Raw genomic sequence first — 17518 nt, forward strand, 5'->3', positions numbered from 1 at the left:
TCGACACCCGCCGCACACGAGGGCGGCGGGCACAACTAATGGGTATCTACGAGCTTGAGCTGAATTAAGCGGCGAGGACTTCCTTGTTCGCCTTCTTTGCAGCCATCTCGCCCAGTGCGCGCTTATATTCGGTCGGGAAGACCTTCACGAACTGACGGCGCGACGCATCCCAGTTTTCGAGCAACGCCTTCGCACGCGGCGAACCAGTGAACTGGAAGTGACTTTCGATCAGCCCCTTCAGCAGCACTTCGTCGGTTTCGTTGGCGTGCCACAAGCCCTTGTCGACCGTGCGTTCCTGCTCGGCCTGTTGCAGCACCGGATCGAGCGCGACCATCGACTTGTTGCACTTGCCGGCAAACGTGCTGTCCGGATCGAAGACGTACGCGATACCGCCCGACATGCCGGCCGCGAAGTTGCGGCCCGTTTCGCCGAGCACGACCACCGTGCCGCCCGTCATGTATTCGCAACCGTGGTCGCCCGTGCCTTCGACAACTGCCGTCGCGCCCGAGTTACGCACACAGAAACGCTCGCCAGCGACGCCGCGGAAGAACGATTCGCCTTCGATCGCGCCGTACATCACCGTGTTGCCGCAGATGATGTTCTCTTCCGACTTGCCGCGGAAATCGTTAGTCGGACGAATGATGATGCGCCCGCCCGACAGACCCTTGCCGACGTAGTCGTTACCGTCGCCGACCAGATCCAGCGTGACGCCTCTCGCGAGGAACGCGCCGAAGCTCTGGCCCGCCGTGCCCTTCAGCTGGATGTGCACCGTGTCGTCAGGCAAACCGTCGTGGCCATACTTCTTCGCGATCGTGCCGGACAGCATGGCGCCGACCGTACGGTTCACGTTGCGTACCGGCTGGATGAACGAAACATGCTCGCCCTTCTCGATTGCCGCCTTCGCCTTCTCGATCAGCACGTGATCCAGCGCGCGGTCGAGACCGTGATCCTGCACGTCGACGTGCTTGCGCGCCACTTCCGCCGGAACCGACGGCAGGTGGAACACGCGCGAGAAGTCCAGACCCTTCGCCTTCCAGTGCTCGATGCCCTTCTTCATGTCGAGCAGTTCGGCGTGGCCGATCAGGTCGTCGAACTTGCGAATGCCCAGTTGCGCCATGATTTCGCGCGCTTCTTCCGCAACGAAAAAGAAGAAGTTGACGACGTGTTCCGGCTGGCCCTTGAACTTCGCCCGAAGCACAGGATCTTGCGTCGCCACGCCGACTGGGCAGGTGTTCAGATGGCACTTGCGCATCATGATGCAGCCTTCGACGACGAGCGGCGCCGTCGCAAAGCCGAACTCATCCGCGCCGAGCAACGCGCCGATCACCACGTCGCGGCCGGTCTTCATCTGACCGTCGGCCTGCACGCGAATCCGGCCGCGCAACTGGTTGAGCACCAGGGTCTGCTGCGTTTCCGCGAGACCCAGTTCCCACGGCGTGCCTGCGTGCTTGAGCGACGACAGGGGCGAAGCGCCCGTACCGCCGTCATGGCCCGCGATCACGACGTGATCGGCCTTCGCCTTGGCCACGCCCGCTGCCACCGTGCCGACGCCCGATTCGGACACGAGCTTCACCGAAATGCTGGAGGACGAGTTCACGTTCTTCAGATCGTGGATCAGCTGCGCCAGATCTTCGATCGAATAGATGTCATGGTGCGGCGGCGGCGAGATCAGGCCGACACCCGGCACCGAATAACGCAGCTTGCCGATGTAGTCGGACACCTTGTGGCCCGGCAACTGGCCGCCTTCGCCCGGCTTTGCGCCCTGCGCCATCTTGATCTGGATCTGATCGGCCGACGACAGATACTCCGCCGTCACGCCGAAACGGCCCGATGCCACCTGCTTGATCTTCGAGCGCAGCGAATCGCCATCCTTCAGCGGAATGTCGACGATGACTTCTTCGCCGATCACCGACTTCATCGTGTCGCCGTTCTTGATCGGAATGCCGCGCAGTTCGTTGCGATAACGGTTGGCGTCTTCGCCACCCTCACCGGTGTTCGACTTGCCGCCAATGCGGTTCATCGCCACCGCGAGCGTCGCATGTGCTTCGGTCGAGATCGAACCCAGCGACATCGCGCCCGTTGCAAAACGCTTGACGATGTCCTTTGCCGATTCGACTTCGTCGAGCGGGATGGCCCGGGTCGGATCGAACTTGAACTCGAACAGGCCGCGGAACGTCATGTGACGCTTCGTCTGATCGTTGATCAGGTGCGCATATTCCTTGTACGTCTGATACGAATTGCTGCGCGCCGAATGTTGCAGCTTGGCGATCGCATCCGGCGTCCACATATGTTCTTCGCCACGCACGCGGTACGCGTACTCACCGCCCGCGTCGAGCATGGTGGCCAGCACCGGGTTGTCGCCGAACGCTTCGCGGTGCAGACGAATCGCTTCCTCGGCCACGTCGAACAGGCCAATGCCGCCCACTTTCGACGACGTGCCCTTGAAGTACTTGGTCACCAGATCTTCGGCGAGACCGACCGCTTCGAAAATCTGCGCGCCGGTGTACGACATGTAGGTCGAAATGCCCATTTTCGACATGACCTTCTGCAGGCCCTTGCCGACCGCCTTGGTGAAGTTGTAGACAGCCTTCTCCGCCGACAGGTCGCCCTTCAGGCCGGCGGCCATCTGGCCCAGCGTTTCCATTGCGAGGTACGGGTGCACGGCTTCCGCGCCGTAGCCCGCCAGCAGCGCGAAGTGATGCGTCTCACGTGCCGAACCGGTTTCGACGACCAGACCCGCGCTCGTGCGTAAACCATGCTGCACGAGATGCGTGTGGATAGCGGCCGTAGCCAGCAGCGCCGGGATCGCGACGTTGTCGCGGTCGGTGCGGCGGTCCGAGACGATCAGCATGTTGTAGCCGGACTTCACGGCATCGACGGCTTCCGCGCACAGCGACGCGAGGCGCGCTTCGATGCCTTCCTTGCCCCAGGCCACCGGGTAGCAGATGTTCAGTTCGTAGGAGCTGAACTTGCCGCCCGTGTACTGATCGATCGCGCGGATCTTGGCGATGTCACGGAAGTCGAGCACCGGCTGCGACACTTCGAGACGCATCGGCGGGTTGATGTTGTTCGTGTCGAGCAGGTTCGGCTTCGGACCGACGAACGACACCAGCGACATCACCATGTTTTCACGGATCGGGTCGATCGGCGGGTTCGTCACCTGGGCGAACAGCTGCTTGAAGTAGTGATAGAGCGTCTTGTTCTTGTTGGACATGACCGCCAGCGGCGAGTCGTTGCCCATCGAACCGACCGCTTCTTCGCCGGCTTGCGCCATCGGCGCCATCAGGAACTTGAGGTCTTCCTGCGTGTAGCCGAATGCCTGCTGGCGATCCAGCAGGGCAGCGGCTTCGCGGCGCTCCGTCACGACGTCTTCGGCCTTCGGCTCGATTTCGTCGAGCTTGATGCGTACGGCATCAATCCAGCTCTTGTACGGCTTGGCGTTGGCGAGGTTGTCCTTCAGTTCCTTGTCGTCGATGATGCGGCCGTGTTCCATGTCGATCAGGAACATCTTGCCCGGCTGCAGACGCCACTTCTTGACGATCTTCGACTCGGGAATCGGCAACGTGCCGGCTTCCGACGCCATGATGACGAGGTCGTCGTCCGTGACGATGTAGCGCGCCGGACGCAGGCCGTTACGGTCGAGCGTGGCGCCGATCTGACGGCCGTCGGTGAAGGCGATCGCAGCGGGGCCGTCCCACGGCTCCATCATCGCGGCGTGGTATTCGTAGAACGCGCGGCGGTTGTCGTCCATCAGCGTGTGCTGTTCCCAGGCTTCCGGGATCATCATCATCATCGCGTGGACGAGCGGGTAGCCGGCCATCACCAGCAGTTCGAGACAGTTGTCGAACGAGGCGGTGTCCGATTGGCCCGGGTAGATGAGCGGCCACAGCTTCGGCAGATCGTCGCCGAGCACGTGCGACGCGATGGCGCCAGTACGGGCGTTCAGCCAGTTGACGTTGCCCTTCACCGTGTTGATTTCGCCGTTGTGGGCGATCATCCGGTACGGGTGAGCCAGTTCCCATGCCGGGAACGTGTTGGTCGAGAAGCGTTGGTGCACGAGCGCCAGCGCCGACACGGTGCGGTCGTCCTGCAGGTCGCGGTAGTACACGCCAACCTGGCCGGCCAGCAGCAGGCCCTTGTAGACCACCGTGCGCGCCGACATGGACGGCACGAAGTATTCCTTGCCGTGCTTGAGCTTGAGTGCCTGGATGCGGTGGCTCGCGGTCTTGCGGATCACGTACAGCTTCCGCTCGAGCGCGTCGGTCACCATGATGTCCTTGCCGCGACCGATGAAAATCTGGCGGATCAGCGGCTCGCTCGCCTTGACGGTGGGCGAAATCGGCATGGAATGGTCGACCGGCACGTCGCGCCAGCCCAGCACCACCTGCCCCTCGGCCTTCACCGTGCGTTCGAGTTCCTGTTCGCAGGCGAGACGCGAGGCGTGCTCCTTCGGCAGGAAGATCATGCCGACGCCATATTCGCCGTTGGGCGGCAACGTCACGCCCTGCTTGGCCATTTCCTCGCGATAGAAGCCGTCCGGGACCTGGATCAGGATGCCGGCGCCATCGCCCATCAGCGGATCGGCGCCGACGGCGCCCCGGTGATCGAGATTCTCGAGGATCTTCAGGCCCTGCTGGATGATCTCGTGACTTTTCTTGCCCTTAATGTGGGCGACGAAGCCAACGCCGCAGGCGTCGTGCTCGTTTTGCGGGTCATAGAGACCTTGCGCGGCGGGAACCGAGGAGACCGGTTGCTCGTGATCGTTCATGGGGACACCGTCTGTAGGGGGCCGGGGAAGGCCGTTGAACCATTTTTTATTGCTGGCAGTTCGTGCTGCAACTGCGCGGGCGGCTTCAAGGCAATCTGCATCGAAACTGCCGGAATTCGGAATATACGCGACGAATCAACGGAATAGCAAATAAAACGTGATGGTATGGCCCCGATTATCAAATTGGTGCATTGCACTCTTATTTTAATAGTGCCATATCAAAATCGGTGCAAAAGAAAGCGGCAGACAACCCGGCCGCTTTCTCGCAAACCCTTGAAGTGAAACGCTTTATTGCGTCTGCGGCGTTTCGCGCACCTTGCGTGGCCGGCCCCGCGGCAGCGGCGATACGCGGCGATTTGCCGCCCGCGCCGCCCACTCGCGGTACGAATCGCTGCCGAGTACCCACCCTTTCAGGGTGGCCTGCTGCAACTGGCTGGCTTCGCGTTCGTCCAGCGGCTGCTCGCACAGCTCGCGATAGGCACGCTGCCGTTCGAACGGCGTGTTGCCGAGCGACCAGTACAGCGGATGGTCAGTGATCAGGCTGTCGAGCGTCAGGCCAATGTGGTGCCGGTAGCTCGACCAGCGGTAGTCCTCGGGCACGCTGACCAGTTGCCCGCGTACCGGGCACATCTCGACCACCCGGCTCGCCAGCAGGAAGTAGCGCTCGCCTTCGATCACCGTCGCCCGGTAGCGCCCCTCCCATAACGTGCCGCGCCGCGAATAGCGCCGGTTGAAGTGGGCGACGTAGCGGCGACCGACCGCCTGCATTGCCTTCGGCAAGCTCGACTCCTCGGTCGGCGTGACGAGCAGTTGCACCGCGCCTGGCATCAACGCGTACGCGTGAATCGACAGGTGATGGTCGCGGGAAGCCGCCTTCAGACAATCGATGAAGAGCTCGTAATCCTGATCGTCGACAAATGCGGGCTGCTGATCGAGTCCGCGCAGGATGACGTGTTGCGGCTGGTCGGGGACATAAAGACGTGCGAGCCGTGCCATGCTGGAGTATCCAATAGTCGCGTTGGTATATACCCGAAGGTCCAAAAAGCCGCACGCCCGTTCGATTCGATGGGGCGCGGCTAAGCCAGAAACCATGCGGAGCTTAGGGAGAAAACTCTAATTGCCGCGTATGGTTTGTTTCAAACGTTGTGGTCATAATGAGCGGGCCTTTTCTGGAGGAGCACATATATGAAGTTAAAACAGGCCATGACGGGGATCGCGGCGCTCGCCTGCATGACGGCAGCCCACGCGCAATCGGCCGGGACCTTTTACGTCACAACAGGCTGGTTGCATCTTGCACCTCAGTCCTCTAGTGATCCGTTGAAAGAAACAAGCGTTGGCGGTTCGCCTGTCAATGTCACGCTGCCCAATACAGGAGCCAGCCTCGATAGCGCCGACACCATCGGCTTCACCGCTGGTTACTTCGTCACCGACCACATCGCGACCGAATTCGTGATTGGCGTTCCGCCGAAGTTCAATCTGGACGGCACGGGCGCCTTCTCGTCATACGGCAAGCTTGGTGATGCCAAACAGTGGAGCCCCACCCTGCTGTTCAAGTACTACTTCATGAGTCCGCAATCGCGGTTCCGTCCTTACCTGGGTGTCGGTGTCACCCATGTATCGTTCACCGATGAAGAGATCACCAACAGCGTGTTCGAACAACAGGTACTGCATGGTCCGACCTCAGTATCTACGGATAGTTCGTGGGAGCCGGTGTTTAATGGGGGCTTCACGTACGCGATCGACCAGCACTGGTTTGCCGGCTTCTCGCTCTCGTATCTGCCGCTCAGCACCACCGCGAAGCTGAACACCCAGGCCAGCACGCCGGTCGGCACACTCAACGTCCAGTCGCAGACGAAGATCAGGCTGAACCCGATCGTCAGCTACATCAACATCGGTTATCGCTTCTGACACTAAGACTAAGGGTAGACGAGTTTTGGGGGCTTGAACAATGCCGTCATGCATTCATGGCGGCATTTTCATTTGGAAGGTGTCGAAAGGGCATCAAGCGCCGCGCTGTTGATCGCGCTTTGTAAATCTGACCAGCGAAGATGTGCCTGCGGTGCAAATTGTGCCACCGTAAAGGTGTGCAGAATGGCTTGAGACGCGCTCCGGCGTGTGGCACCGAAGTTGCGTGACATGGCGTTTCCCGCTCGTTTTAAGCGGGGCCTTTCTGACTCTTCAACGACGGAGCGACCATGACTGCACTACCGAATACGCGAGACGCCCTCGGCGAATCCTGGACGACGACAAGTCGCCGTGCGCGCCGTATTGCGCGCCACAGCCGCCATGCGGCGGAAGACATTGCCACCGAATTGCGCTCCCTGATGTCGGAACTCGAAGATACCCTGTCCGATGGCACACAGGCCGACGCTACGGCGTTGCGCGCCCAGTTGAGCAAACGCCTCGATGTGGCGCGTTCGCGCCTGAACGACACGCGCGACGCGGTGCGCCAACGCGCCGAAGTCGCGCTGGCGGACGCCGACGACTACGTGCATGAGAACCCGTGGCAGACCGTTGCTATCGTGGGTGGCATTGCCCTGATTGCCGGGGCCTTGTTCGCGCGGGTCCGTTGAGGTCGACGGGAGAGGGCCTCTCGGTTGAGGGGTTCTTTGGGGATGTTTGGGTGAAGGGTTTTGCGGATGCGGATGCCTGCAGCCGTTCACCCGCACCCTTCCCCGCCAATCGCGCAGTCAATTATCCGCAATAACAAACAGCCGCTGGTATTCCTTGAGCGCGTAGCGATCCGTCATGCCCGCGATGTAGTGGGCGATCAGCCGAGGCTGAAGCGCGGCATCCGGCGACTGGTACGCGGGCGGCAGCAGCCGCGGATCGTCGCTGAACGCGTCGAAGAGCCCAATCACCACCCGACGCGCCTTGTTGGCCATGCGCATCACGCGGTAATGGCGGTACAGGTTTTTGAACAGGAAGCGCTTAAGGGCCGCGGCCTGCGCGGCAACGGCCTCGCTATGTGCGACCAGCGGCGGCGCGGCGCGCACGGCGTCCAGCGAGGCTGGGGCGTGCTGGATCAGATTGCGGGAGGTCGTCTCGATCAGATCGACGATCAGCGTATTGATGATCCGGCGCACCGTCTCGTGGATCAACCGGCGCCCTTCGATGTGCGGATGGTCGAGCCGCGCCGCCTCGTAGTGCGCCTGCCACAATTCTACCTCGGCCAGTTGCCCGACCGTCAGCAGACCTGAGCGTAGTCCATCGTCGACGTCGTGGTTGTTGTACGCAATTTCATCCGCGACATTCGCAATCTGCGCCTCGATAGACGGCTGGCGCCCCTCGAGAAAGCGCTCGCCGAGCGCGCCGAGCTTTCGGGCATTTTCCCGTGAGCAATGCTTGAGGATGCCCTCGCGCGTTTCGAAACAGAGGTTGAGGCCATTGAACGCGCCGTAGTGTTCCTCGAGATCGTCGACCACCGCAAGGCTTTGCAGATTGTGCTCGAAGCCATCATGTTCGCGCATGCACTCGTTGAGCGCGTCCTGGCCGGCATGGCCGAATGGCGTATGGCCGAGATCGTGGGCGAGCGAAATGGCTTCGACCAGATCCTCGTTGACCCGCAGGTTGCGGGCTACGGAGCGCGCGATCTGCGCCACTTCCAGACTATGCGTGAGGCGAGTGCGAAACAGATCGCCCTCGTGGTTCACGAACACCTGAGTCTTGTATTCGAGACGCCGGAACGCGGTCGAGTGGACGATGCGGTCGCGATCGCGCTGAAATTCGGTGCGCGCGTTGGGCGGGGCTTCGGCATGGCGCCGGCCGCGCGATTGCGATGCATGCGCTGCATAAGGTGCCAGATGGGCTTCGAGTGCGGCGAGGCTGGGGGTTACGGAAAGCGCCTGAGCGGCGCTCGAACACGCAGTGCCGGAAGCAGCATTCAGGGATTCGCTACGCGTTTCACTCACCGGCTTCTCCGATTCAAACACCACACCCAGTACGAGACGCCACGGCGCTCGCAGAAAATCACTGGGTCGTCGCAAGTTTTCCCAGCCCCTTTATCAACCGGGCCCGCCGCACGACGCGATGGCTTTGGGGCCCCGCTCAGATCGCAGCCGCTAGCGTCGCGTGGACCGCGGCGTCGGGTGCCGGGCCAATCAGCGTCTCACCGAAACGCTTCAGCAGAATGAACTTGATCTCGCCCGCCTCGGCCTTTTTGTCGACCCGCATGAGGTCGACGTAACGGGATTCGCCAAGCGCGGGCGCGCGCGTGGGCAAATGCGCGGCCTCGATCACCGCTACGAGACGGCCTCGCGCGGCTTCGTCGAGATGGCCGAGACGCACCGAGAGATCGGCCGCCATCACCATCCCGCAACCCACTGCCTCGCCATGCAGCCACTCGCCATAGCCGAGGCCGGCTTCGATCGCGTGGCCGAACGTGTGGCCGAAATTGAGAATGGCACGCAGACCGCCTTCGCGTTCGTCTGCGGCAACCACTGAAGCCTTGATCTCGCACGAGCGCTTGACTGCCTCAGCGAGCGCTTGCGGCTCGCAACGGTTCAAGGCTTCGACATTCGCCTCGATCCAGTCGAAGAAAGCGGCGTCCGCAATGGCACCGGTCTTGATGACCTCAGCGACGCCGGCGGCCAGTTCACGCGCCGGCAGTGTACGTAACGCGCCGATGTCCGCAATGACGGCCTGCGGCTGATAAAACGCGCCGATCATGTTTTTGCCGAGCGGGTGGTTGATGCCGGTCTTGCCGCCCACCGACGAATCCACCTGCGACAACAGCGTAGTCGGCACCTGGATGAAGGGCACGCCGCGCATATAACAAGCCGCAGCAAATCCGGACATATCGCCGATCACCCCGCCGCCCAGCGCGATCAACGTGGTCTTGCGGTCGGCCCGCGCGCCCAGCAGCGCGTCGAAAATCAGATTCAGCGTTTCCCAGTTCTTATAGGCCTCGCCATCGGGCAGCACGACCGTGGACACCTGCTTGCCAAGCGGCGCCAGGGCCTGACGCAGCGTGTCGCCGTAAAGCGGATCGACGGTGGTATTGGTGACGATGGTGACGGACGATCCCGCGATATGCGGCGCAAACAACGCAGTCTGACCAATCAGTTCGGCGCCGATATGGATGGGATAGGCGCGCTCGCCCAGTTCGACTTTGACGGTAATCATGCTTGCATTATGACGCAGGATGTTTGGCGACGCCGGCCATCTCGAGCTGCATCAAAACCATGTTGACGAGGCCATTGACCGATGGCCGGCCGGTTTCGATGACGAAATGCGCGCACTCGCGGTAAAGCGGGTCACGCACCTCGTAGAGCTCTTCCAGCCGCGCCTTGGGGTCTTCGGTCTGCAGCAGCGGGCGGTTCTTGTCGCGCCGCGTGCGCAGCCACAGGTCGTGGGGATTGGCGCGCAAATACACGACAACACCGTTATTCTGCAGCGCGAGACGGTTTTCCGGCCGCAATACGGCGCCGCCGCCCGTGGCCAGCACGATATTCTGCTGCAGGGTGAGATCGGTAATGACGTGCGCTTCGCGGTCGCGAAAGCCTGCTTCGCCCTCGAGTTCGAAGATGACCGGGATGCGCGCACCCGTGCGCGCCTCGATTTCGTGGTCGGAATCGAAAAACGGACGATTCAGCCGGCGCGCCACCGCGCGGCCCACGGTGGTCTTGCCTGCCCCCATGAGCCCTACAAAAAATACATTGGCGTGTGCGTCCCGCGGTTGCAACGGTGTCCTCTGGCTAATCCGGTATGGTTCGTGCCGCAGCTTACTGGCAAAGCGACTGCCTTGTCGAGCCTGCAGGCCGCGGCCGCGGCAGGCGTTCAATTCGTCTGCACAACGCGCGGCGTGATAAAAACGACCAGCTCACTGCGCTGGTCACGGTGTGCCCGATGACGGAAAAATGCGCCCAAAATGGGTATTTTGCCCAGGAGTGGCACCCGCGTCACATCATCCCTGTCATCCGTGGCGTAGATTCCGCCAATCGACACGGTCCCGCCATCCTCCACCTCGACGCGCGTCTGCACGTGTTTGGTGTTGATGGCCGGCCCCGAGGCTGTCTGCTCGCCGACGCTGTCCTTGGCGATGTCGAGGTCCAGCACCACCCGGCCGTCCGGGGTAATTTGCGGCTCCACCTCCAGCTTCAGGCTTGCGCGGCGAAATTGCACCCCGGACACGCCCTGACCGACCTTGGCCTGATACGGCAGCTCGGTGCCCTGCTCGACGATCGCCTTCATGCGGTCGGCGGTCACGACGCGCGGACTGGACACCGTTTCCCCGTGCCCCTCCGCCTCCAGCGCGCTCAATTCTATATTGAGCAGGCGCGTGGCCTGGGCGGCGAATAGCGTAAGCCCCGCCGTGGCTGCGTCGAACCCGGACAGCGGACCCGCCGAAAGATCGTAGACGGCGCCGTCCTTGCCGCCGGACAGCCCGGTTGCCGTAGCGCCGTCCGTGGCCGCCGCGGCAAGTGAAAGCCGCACACCCAGGTTACGCGAAAAGCCCTGCTCTCCTTCGACGATACGCGCTTCGATCAGCACCTGGCGCGACGGCCGGTCGATCGACGCCAGCAGCTCGGCAATCTGCGCGATACGCGCGTCAAGATCGGTGACGAACAGCATATTGGTGCGCACATCCGCCATCGCTGCGCCGCGCTTTGACAGCACACGCTGGCTTCCCGAGCCGGCCAGCAGGCGCCGCACGTCTTCGGCGTGCGCATAATGCAGCTCGAAGGTGCGGCTTGCGAGCGGCTCCAGGTCGGCGACGCGTGCGTGAGCCTCGAAGCGCTGCCGCTCGCGCGCCGCCAGATCCGCCTGCGGTGCAACCCAGATCACGTTGCCGTGCCGCTCCATAGCCAGACCGTTGACGTCGAGCAAGGTATCGAATGCCGTACGCCAGGACACCTTGTCGAGCCGCAGCGACACCGTGCCGCGCACTCTGTCGCTCGCGACGATATTCAGGCCCGTGAACTGCGCGAACGCATTCAGCACCGCACCTAGTTCCGCGCGCTGGAAATTGAGCGAGATGGGCTTGTCCGGTGCGAGACCGTCGTCGATCGTATGACTTGACGCGCCGGACAGGCGCTGCGCCGCAGCGAGCGGCACCGGCGATCCTTCGAGCGTCTCCGCGGCAGGTCCAGCGCGCGCTGCCACTGCGCGAGACGCTGGAAGCGGCGTGCCGTCGAGGTCGTCAGCTGCCACGTTCGCCGCGTTTTCGGATGGCACGGCTTCCTCGGCCGGGTCGAGGCGCAGGAAGGGGTTGCGCACGTCCGCTGCCTGATTGCGCGGCAGCGGCGGTACGTCATACGGCGCCATCGCGTCATCGGACGGCATGACGGAGGGAAGCGGCGGCAACGACGCGTGCGCCGCGCCCGCAATCAGACAGGCACACGCGATGGCATGCCGGACCGGCTCGGATCTTTTCATCATGACGCCTCCGTCAACGCAAGCGTGCGCGTTCCGAGACGATTCGTCAGCGTAATGCTGAGTGCGTCCATGCTCGTGACACGGTCGTTACCCACGAGCTGACCGCGCTCGACCGTGGCTGCGCCATCTGCCGTTTCGAGTAGCGCGAGGCCGCGCGTCTGTTCACGCAACAGACCGGCGAGGCGCAGCAAGCTCGCTTGCGCCGCGTCGCCGTCAGTTTGCGACTGCGATGAGAACGGATCGTAGAACACGACATCCTCGTCGTCCGCGTCCAGGTCTTCGTCGACAAAGAGTTCCGGGTTGGCCGCAGCGGGGCTCAAGCCGGCGAACACATACAGCGTCGCACCCACCAGAAGTCCGCCCGGTTTGCGTTTGACGGTGACGTCTTCAGGCACGACCAGCACCGGCAAGTCGGACAGGCCGCGCAGGAATACCATCAGGTGCAGGAAATCGGTCTGTACGGTGAGATGTAGCGACCGCACCGCATCCGAGCCTGTGTCGTGCACCGCATCCGGCGCGAGCGTGAGCAGCGTCACGCCACTGCGGATCGCAAGCAGCGACATCAGGCGTGCATCATCAGCGGGAGTCCACTGGACCGGCATCTGGGTGTTCGCGGTCTGCGCAGCATGACCCCGTAACGCAGGCAACTGCGCGAGCGCCTGCCTAGCCTGCACCAGCCGGCGCTGGGCATCCGAGAGCGCCGCACGACTGGCCTGCACGCCGGCCAGATCAGCGGACATCCACGCGTTCGCGCCGATAGCGAACACGAGCGCAGCGATCAGCAAGCCGGCCAGAAGCCGGCGCCGCCCGCTCCACGCTTCGAGCGGCAAGCGCATACGGCTCATCCAGCCGGACAGGCGGGCGACCTGATCCGTCGCTGCGGCGCGCGGGATATACAGGGTGCTCATTGTGTACCTCGCGGTTTTTCGGTGTCGTGTGAATGCGCGCGCGCAGACGCGGCCGCTTGCACCATCGCCTTCAAGGGCTCGTCCCACCGCAGCCTGGCCGTAAACTCGACCGGCCCACTGCCGGTCGCCGAAGCCTCGCGCCCAGGCCGCACCAAGGGATGCAGATCGGCAACCTCGGAACTCTTCACGCCACGCATCGTGCTCAACTGCTTGAGCCAGATCGCGGACGCAACCGGGTCCGTGGAAGTGGCGAGCAACTCTGTCTCGTAGGCATGCTGTCTGAACTGTTGCAGCACGACGCCATCGGCGGGCACACGGCTCAACGTATCGAGCAGGTCGAGCAGGCGCGTCAACGGGGCAGACAACTCGCGTGCACGCGCGCCCCGTTTGCCGTACTCTTGCGCGTCGCGCTGGAGTCTTGCGTGCTCGGCAAGCGGCACGGCGAGCTGCGCCAGTTCGCGTTCGTGCGACGTGCGATGAGCATCGAGCCGCGCCCGCTCGAACGCCTGCCAGCCCGCCACTGCCAGCACAGCGGCACAGCCGGACAACGCCGCGCCGGCCCATTCGAGCAGACAGCGCCGTCGCGCGAGGCGCGCGTTGCGTTGCCGGTAGGGCAGCAGATTGAATCCGCCGATCCAGATCGGTCGTCCCGCCGGCCCCATACGCGAATTCATCCACGTCATTCCATCACCCCACGCAATGCGAGGCCGAACGCTACCGCGCTGGCGGGCGCGCGCAGCATCTCGGCGTGCAACGGGCGTGCACAGTCGCCAAGAGAAACGCACTCGAACGGCAATACGGTGCAGCCCAGCACGTCGCCGAGATCCGCGACTGAAAAGCCCACTCCGTCGAGCAAGTCGATTTCTCCTCCGAGCAACGCACAGCCCGGCGCGCCGCCGCCGGCAAGATCGCGCAATGCGTCAGCGAGATCCGCGTGTTCCGGGGCCGGATAGCGCATTTCTGCGGCGATCGCATCATCGACGATGCGCCAGCCGTACACGCCGTCCGCGCCAATCCAGATCGCGGCATAACTCTCGTGCGGCTCGAGTTCGAGCATGGCTGCATGACGCAGCGCCCGTAGCGCTGCATGCGGTTCACCGTCGATCGCCGTCAGGGTCACGCCCGCGGCCGCCGCGCATTCGATCCGAGCTTCCAGATGCTGGCGCCCTGCCGCTGCGATCGTGACGGACGCTGCGCTGCGCGGCGCGTCGTCGACGAACCAGTCGACAGCCAATGCATGCCGCTCGATCCCGGCCATTCGCTCGGCTTCGCCCAGCACCGCCGACTCCAACCCCGCGAGCGCCGCGCCGTTCGCGACTGCCAGTTCGCACGCGGCGCCAAACCGCGTAAGCGGCACGCTCGCCATCAGCGTCGCGGAACCCGGCAGCGCCATCGCGCAACGCAGCGTATGCGACGCACATGCGCGCGGCAGGTCCGCAAACAGTTCGCGCATGGCACGCGTCACGGCTGCGCGATCCACAATCTCTACGCCAGCCATCGCGCCTGGCGCTAACGGCACAGCTGCGAGGTACTCGACGCGCATCTGCTCACCCATACGCAAGCGCTGGCTCAACACGACGAGCCTCACGGCCTCTCGACTCACATCGATTCCCGCAGCAAAACGTCGCACCTTCACCAGCAACGTAGTTTTGATCGCCCTATTGATCGCCATCCTGCCTCCCTTCAGACACACACAAATCCTGCGACACACGCGACGAACCGTGCGAACGCGATGACTGGACGCCTACCCAAACCCGGCGTTTTCTGTGAAGGCAATTGTGCGCAGTCGCCGCGGCGGGCGATATTCAGCCGAATGGCTAACGTGACGCCTGGGCTCCCCGAGGCGTCATCAAAGCGTCTACAGTGAGGTCATCCCCTGCGCGGTCCGGCAGTTAGCGGTCAACCGTAAGCAGACCGAAAGCTAACGGGCCAGACGGCTATAATCGCGGGACTGTTTTCTGGTGTTCATATGCAATCTTCGTCCCCTACGTCCCCGCCGCCGGCACCGCAGAAGCGCAAAAAACGTTCGCTATGGCTAACGCTCGTTCTGGCGCTGGTGGGTCTGATGTTTGCCGGCATCGCGTGTGCCGGGCTCGTGCTCGGCTACGCGCTCGTGGTGGCCACGCCGAACCTGCCTTCACTCGCAGCGCTCACCGACTACCGTCCCAAGGTGCCGCTGCGCATTTACACGGCGGACCACGTGCTGATCGGCGAATTCGGTGAAGAACGGCGCGACGTCGTCCACATCCAGGATGTGCCCGACAGCCTGAAGAAGGCCGTGCTCGCCATTGAAGATGCTCGCTTTTACGATCACGGTGGCGTCGATCTGACCGGCATTGCGCGGGCCGGCTTCGTCGCGCTGACCAACGGCCATGCCACGCAAGGCGCCAGCACGATCACCATGCAGGTGGCGCGAAACTTCTTTCTTTCGAGCGAAAAAACCTACACACGTAAGATCTACGAGATGTTGCTCGCGTACAAAATCGAGTCGAAGCTGACGAAAGATCAGATTCTCGAGGTGTACATGAATCAGATCTATCTGGGCCAGCGGGCCTATGGTTTTGCGAGCGCGGCCCGGGTGTATTTCGGCAAGGATATGAAGGACCTCACGCTCGCCGAATCCGCGATGCTCGCCGGTCTTCCCAAGGCGCCCTCCGCCTATAACCCGGTCGTCAACCCGAAACGCGCGAAGGTTCGTCAGGAGTACATCCTGACGCGCATGCTCGAGTTGCACTACATTACGCAAGAACAGTACGACACGGCAAGCAGACAGCCGCTTGCCGTCAAGGGCGCGGGCAAAGAGTTCAGCGTACACGCCGAGTACGTCGCCGAAATGGTGCGTCAGATGATGTACGCGCAGTTTCACGAAGAGGCCTACACGCGCGGCCTGAATGTCGTGACGACAATCGACTCCGCCGACCAGGACGTGGCGTACCGCTCGCTGCGCAAAGGTCTGATGGACTACGAACGGCGTCACGGCTATCGCGGTCCGGAAGCGTTCATCGATCTACCCACGGACGCGGACGAGCGTGAACAGGCGATCGACGACGCCTTGCTCGAACATCCCGACAACGGCGAGATCATCGCGGCGGTAGTGACCAGCGCAACGCCGAAGCAGATCCAGGCAACCCTCGCCGACGGCAACGTCGCCACGCTGCAAGGCGACGGCCTGCGCTTCGCCTCATTTGCGCTCGGCTCGCGCGCGCAACCGAATCAGCGCATTCGTCCGGGCGCAATCATCCGCGTCGTCAAGGGAGACGACGGCAACTGGTCGATTACGCAGTTGCCGCAGGTGGAAGGCGCGTTCGTCTCGGTCGTGCCGCAGGACGGCGCGATTCGCGCGCTGGTGGGCGGCTTCGATTTCAACAAGAACAAGTTCAATCACGTCATTCAGGCATGGCGGCAACCGGGGTCCAGCTTCAAGCCGTTTATCTATTCGGCGTCGCTGGAAAAAGGTTTGGGACCGGCCACGGTGATCAACGACGCGCCGCTCTTTTTTACCGCCGCCGAAACCGGCGGCCAGGCGTGGGAGCCGAAGAACTATGGCGGCGGTTTCGACGGTCCAATGACGATGCGCACGGCGCTGCAAAAGTCGAAAAACCTCGTCTCGATTCGTATCCTGAATCAGATCGGACCGAAGTACGCTCAGGGCTACATCACGCGTTTCGGCTTCGATGCAGATCGCCATCCGGCCTATCTGCCGATGGCGCTCGGCGCAGGGCTCGTCACGCCGCTGCAGATGGCGGGCGGCTTTTCGGTGTTCGCCAACGGCGGTTATCGGATCAACCCGTACCTGATCGCGGAGGTGACGGATCAGCGCGGCAGCGTCGTTGCGCAAGCCAAACCGCTCGTGGCCGGACAAAGCGCGCCGCATGCGATCGACGCGCGCAATGCCTATGTGATGAACAGTCTGCTGCAAAGCGTCGCGCAGCGCGGCACCGGCGCCAAGTCCAATGTCCTGAAACGCACCGACCTAGCCGGTAAAACCGGCACGACCAACGACTCACGGGATGCCTGGTTTGCCGGCTACCAGCACACGCTCACCGCGATCGCGTGGATCGGCTATGACAATCCGCGCAGCCTCGGCGACAAGGAGACCGGCGGCGGTCTCGCGCTGCCGGTGTGGATCGACTATATGGCCAAGGCGTTGAAGGGCGTGCCGGAATACAGGATGCCGATGCCCGATGGCGTCGTCACGCTAGGCGACGAGCTGTATTTCGACAACTTCACGCCGGGTAACGGTTTCGTTGCGACCGTTGGCGTGAGTCAGGCCGATCTCGACGCGAACTCGAACGACGCGGCCTCTGGCGCGACCGATGCGCCTGCACCGGAGCAGGTTGGCGAGCAGGAAAAGCAGGACATCATGAACCTGTTCCGCGGCCACTAAACCACCAATTCGTCACGCGCCTCAAACACCAGCCAAGGCGCGTTGACGAGATCGTGGCATTCAAGCCGCTGCGTCGAA

At 63.0% G+C, this 17518-nt stretch carries 13 protein-coding genes; 3 read left to right on the forward strand and 10 right to left on the reverse strand.

Features of this window, described 5'->3' with window-relative positions:
- Positions 1-64 precede the first annotated feature (64 nt).
- Together P3T43_RS24675 and P3T43_RS24680 are read right to left on the reverse strand one after the other, a co-directional pair.
- A complete protein-coding gene (locus tag P3T43_RS24675; RefSeq protein ID WP_429283663.1) occupies positions 65-4768 on the reverse strand; it encodes a glutamate synthase-related protein in 4704 nt (1567 codons plus the stop codon).
- A gap of 288 nt (positions 4769-5056) precedes the next feature.
- The gene (locus P3T43_RS24680) at positions 5057-5764 is read right to left on the reverse strand and encodes a transposase (RefSeq protein ID WP_429283664.1); all 708 of its coding nucleotides are present in this window, start codon (positions 5762-5764) and stop codon (positions 5057-5059) included.
- A 189-nt stretch (positions 5765-5953) separates the two neighbouring features.
- On the opposite strand from P3T43_RS24680, the gene P3T43_RS24685 reads away from it, so the two are divergent.
- The gene (locus P3T43_RS24685; RefSeq protein ID WP_429283665.1) at positions 5954-6676 is read left to right on the forward strand and encodes an OmpW/AlkL family protein; all 723 of its coding nucleotides are present in this window, start codon (positions 5954-5956) and stop codon (positions 6674-6676) included.
- A gap of 68 nt (positions 6677-6744) precedes the next feature.
- On the opposite strand, the gene P3T43_RS24690 is transcribed toward P3T43_RS24685, so the two are convergent.
- Positions 6745-6906, reverse strand: coding sequence for a hypothetical protein (locus tag P3T43_RS24690; RefSeq protein ID WP_429283666.1), 162 nt, complete (start codon positions 6904-6906; stop codon positions 6745-6747).
- Between the two features lie 57 nt (positions 6907-6963).
- On the opposite strand from P3T43_RS24690, the gene P3T43_RS24695 reads away from it, so the two are divergent.
- Positions 6964-7341 (forward strand): DUF883 family protein, encoded by a 378-nt coding sequence (locus P3T43_RS24695; protein WP_429283667.1) that lies wholly within the window; start codon positions 6964-6966, stop codon positions 7339-7341.
- Between the two features lie 117 nt (positions 7342-7458).
- On the opposite strand, the gene P3T43_RS24700 is transcribed toward P3T43_RS24695, so the two are convergent.
- The 7 genes from P3T43_RS24700 to pilM all read right to left on the reverse strand — a co-directional run bounded on the left by P3T43_RS24700 (position 7459) and on the right by pilM (position 14725).
- Entirely contained in the window at positions 7459-8679 is a 1221-nt protein-coding gene (locus tag P3T43_RS24700) for a deoxyguanosinetriphosphate triphosphohydrolase (RefSeq protein ID WP_429283668.1), read from the reverse strand.
- Positions 8680-8815: 136 nt separating this feature from the next.
- A complete protein-coding gene (aroB, locus tag P3T43_RS24705) occupies positions 8816-9892 on the reverse strand; it encodes a 3-dehydroquinate synthase (protein WP_429283669.1) in 1077 nt (358 codons plus the stop codon).
- Between the two features lie 7 nt (positions 9893-9899).
- A complete protein-coding gene (locus P3T43_RS24710; RefSeq protein WP_429283670.1) occupies positions 9900-10451 on the reverse strand; it encodes a shikimate kinase in 552 nt (183 codons plus the stop codon).
- A gap of 95 nt (positions 10452-10546) precedes the next feature.
- The gene (locus P3T43_RS24715; protein WP_429283671.1) at positions 10547-12148 is read right to left on the reverse strand and encodes a type IV pilus secretin PilQ; all 1602 of its coding nucleotides are present in this window, start codon (positions 12146-12148) and stop codon (positions 10547-10549) included.
- Positions 12145-13053 carry a hypothetical protein gene (locus P3T43_RS24720; protein ID WP_429283672.1) on the reverse strand — a complete coding sequence of 303 codons (909 nt, stop codon included), beginning with the start codon at positions 13051-13053 and terminating at the stop codon, positions 12145-12147. The genes P3T43_RS24715 and P3T43_RS24720 overlap by 4 nt, the downstream gene beginning before the upstream one ends.
- Complete coding sequence (locus P3T43_RS24725) at positions 13050-13727, reverse strand: fimbrial assembly protein (RefSeq protein ID WP_429283673.1); 678 nt, start codon at positions 13725-13727, stop codon at positions 13050-13052. Before P3T43_RS24725 ends, P3T43_RS24720 begins: the two co-directional genes overlap by 4 nt.
- Positions 13728-13732: 5 nt before the next feature.
- Positions 13733-14725: a pilus assembly protein PilM gene (pilM, locus tag P3T43_RS24730; protein WP_429283674.1), complete on the reverse strand. Its 993-nt coding sequence runs from the start codon at positions 14723-14725 to the stop codon at positions 13733-13735.
- A gap of 297 nt (positions 14726-15022) precedes the next feature.
- Between pilM and P3T43_RS24735 the strand changes: the two genes are divergently transcribed.
- Positions 15023-17440: a penicillin-binding protein 1A gene (locus tag P3T43_RS24735; RefSeq protein WP_429283675.1), complete on the forward strand. Its 2418-nt coding sequence runs from the start codon at positions 15023-15025 to the stop codon at positions 17438-17440.
- Positions 17441-17518 lie beyond the last annotated feature (78 nt).

Source organism: Paraburkholderia sp. GAS41 (genome assembly GCF_050436545.1).
Lineage (GTDB): Bacteria > Pseudomonadota > Gammaproteobacteria > Burkholderiales > Burkholderiaceae > Paraburkholderia.

What these genes read in the sequence shown, in the direction of transcription:
- aroB (WP_429283669.1), bottom strand. Translation starts at nt 9,892, where the DNA reads ATGATTACCGTCAAAGTCGAACTGGGCGAGCGCGCCTATCCCATCCAT.
- P3T43_RS24675 (WP_429283663.1), bottom strand. Translation starts at nt 4,768, where the DNA reads ATGAACGATCACGAGCAACCGGTCTCCTCGGTTCCCGCCGCGCAAGGT.
- P3T43_RS24685 (WP_429283665.1), top strand. Translation starts at nt 5,954, where the DNA reads ATGAAGTTAAAACAGGCCATGACGGGGATCGCGGCGCTCGCCTGCATG.
- P3T43_RS24720 (WP_429283672.1), bottom strand. Translation starts at nt 13,053, where the DNA reads ATGAGCACCCTGTATATCCCGCGCGCCGCAGCGACGGATCAGGTCGCC.
- P3T43_RS24690 (WP_429283666.1), bottom strand. Translation starts at nt 6,906, where the DNA reads ATGTCACGCAACTTCGGTGCCACACGCCGGAGCGCGTCTCAAGCCATT.
- P3T43_RS24695 (WP_429283667.1), top strand. Translation starts at nt 6,964, where the DNA reads ATGACTGCACTACCGAATACGCGAGACGCCCTCGGCGAATCCTGGACG.
- P3T43_RS24715 (WP_429283671.1), bottom strand. Translation starts at nt 12,148, where the DNA reads ATGATGAAAAGATCCGAGCCGGTCCGGCATGCCATCGCGTGTGCCTGT.
- P3T43_RS24725 (WP_429283673.1), bottom strand. Translation starts at nt 13,727, where the DNA reads ATGAATTCGCGTATGGGGCCGGCGGGACGACCGATCTGGATCGGCGGA.
- P3T43_RS24735 (WP_429283675.1), top strand. Translation starts at nt 15,023, where the DNA reads ATGCAATCTTCGTCCCCTACGTCCCCGCCGCCGGCACCGCAGAAGCGC.
- pilM (WP_429283674.1), bottom strand. Translation starts at nt 14,725, where the DNA reads ATGGCGATCAATAGGGCGATCAAAACTACGTTGCTGGTGAAGGTGCGA.
- P3T43_RS24680 (WP_429283664.1), bottom strand. Translation starts at nt 5,764, where the DNA reads ATGGCACGGCTCGCACGTCTTTATGTCCCCGACCAGCCGCAACACGTC.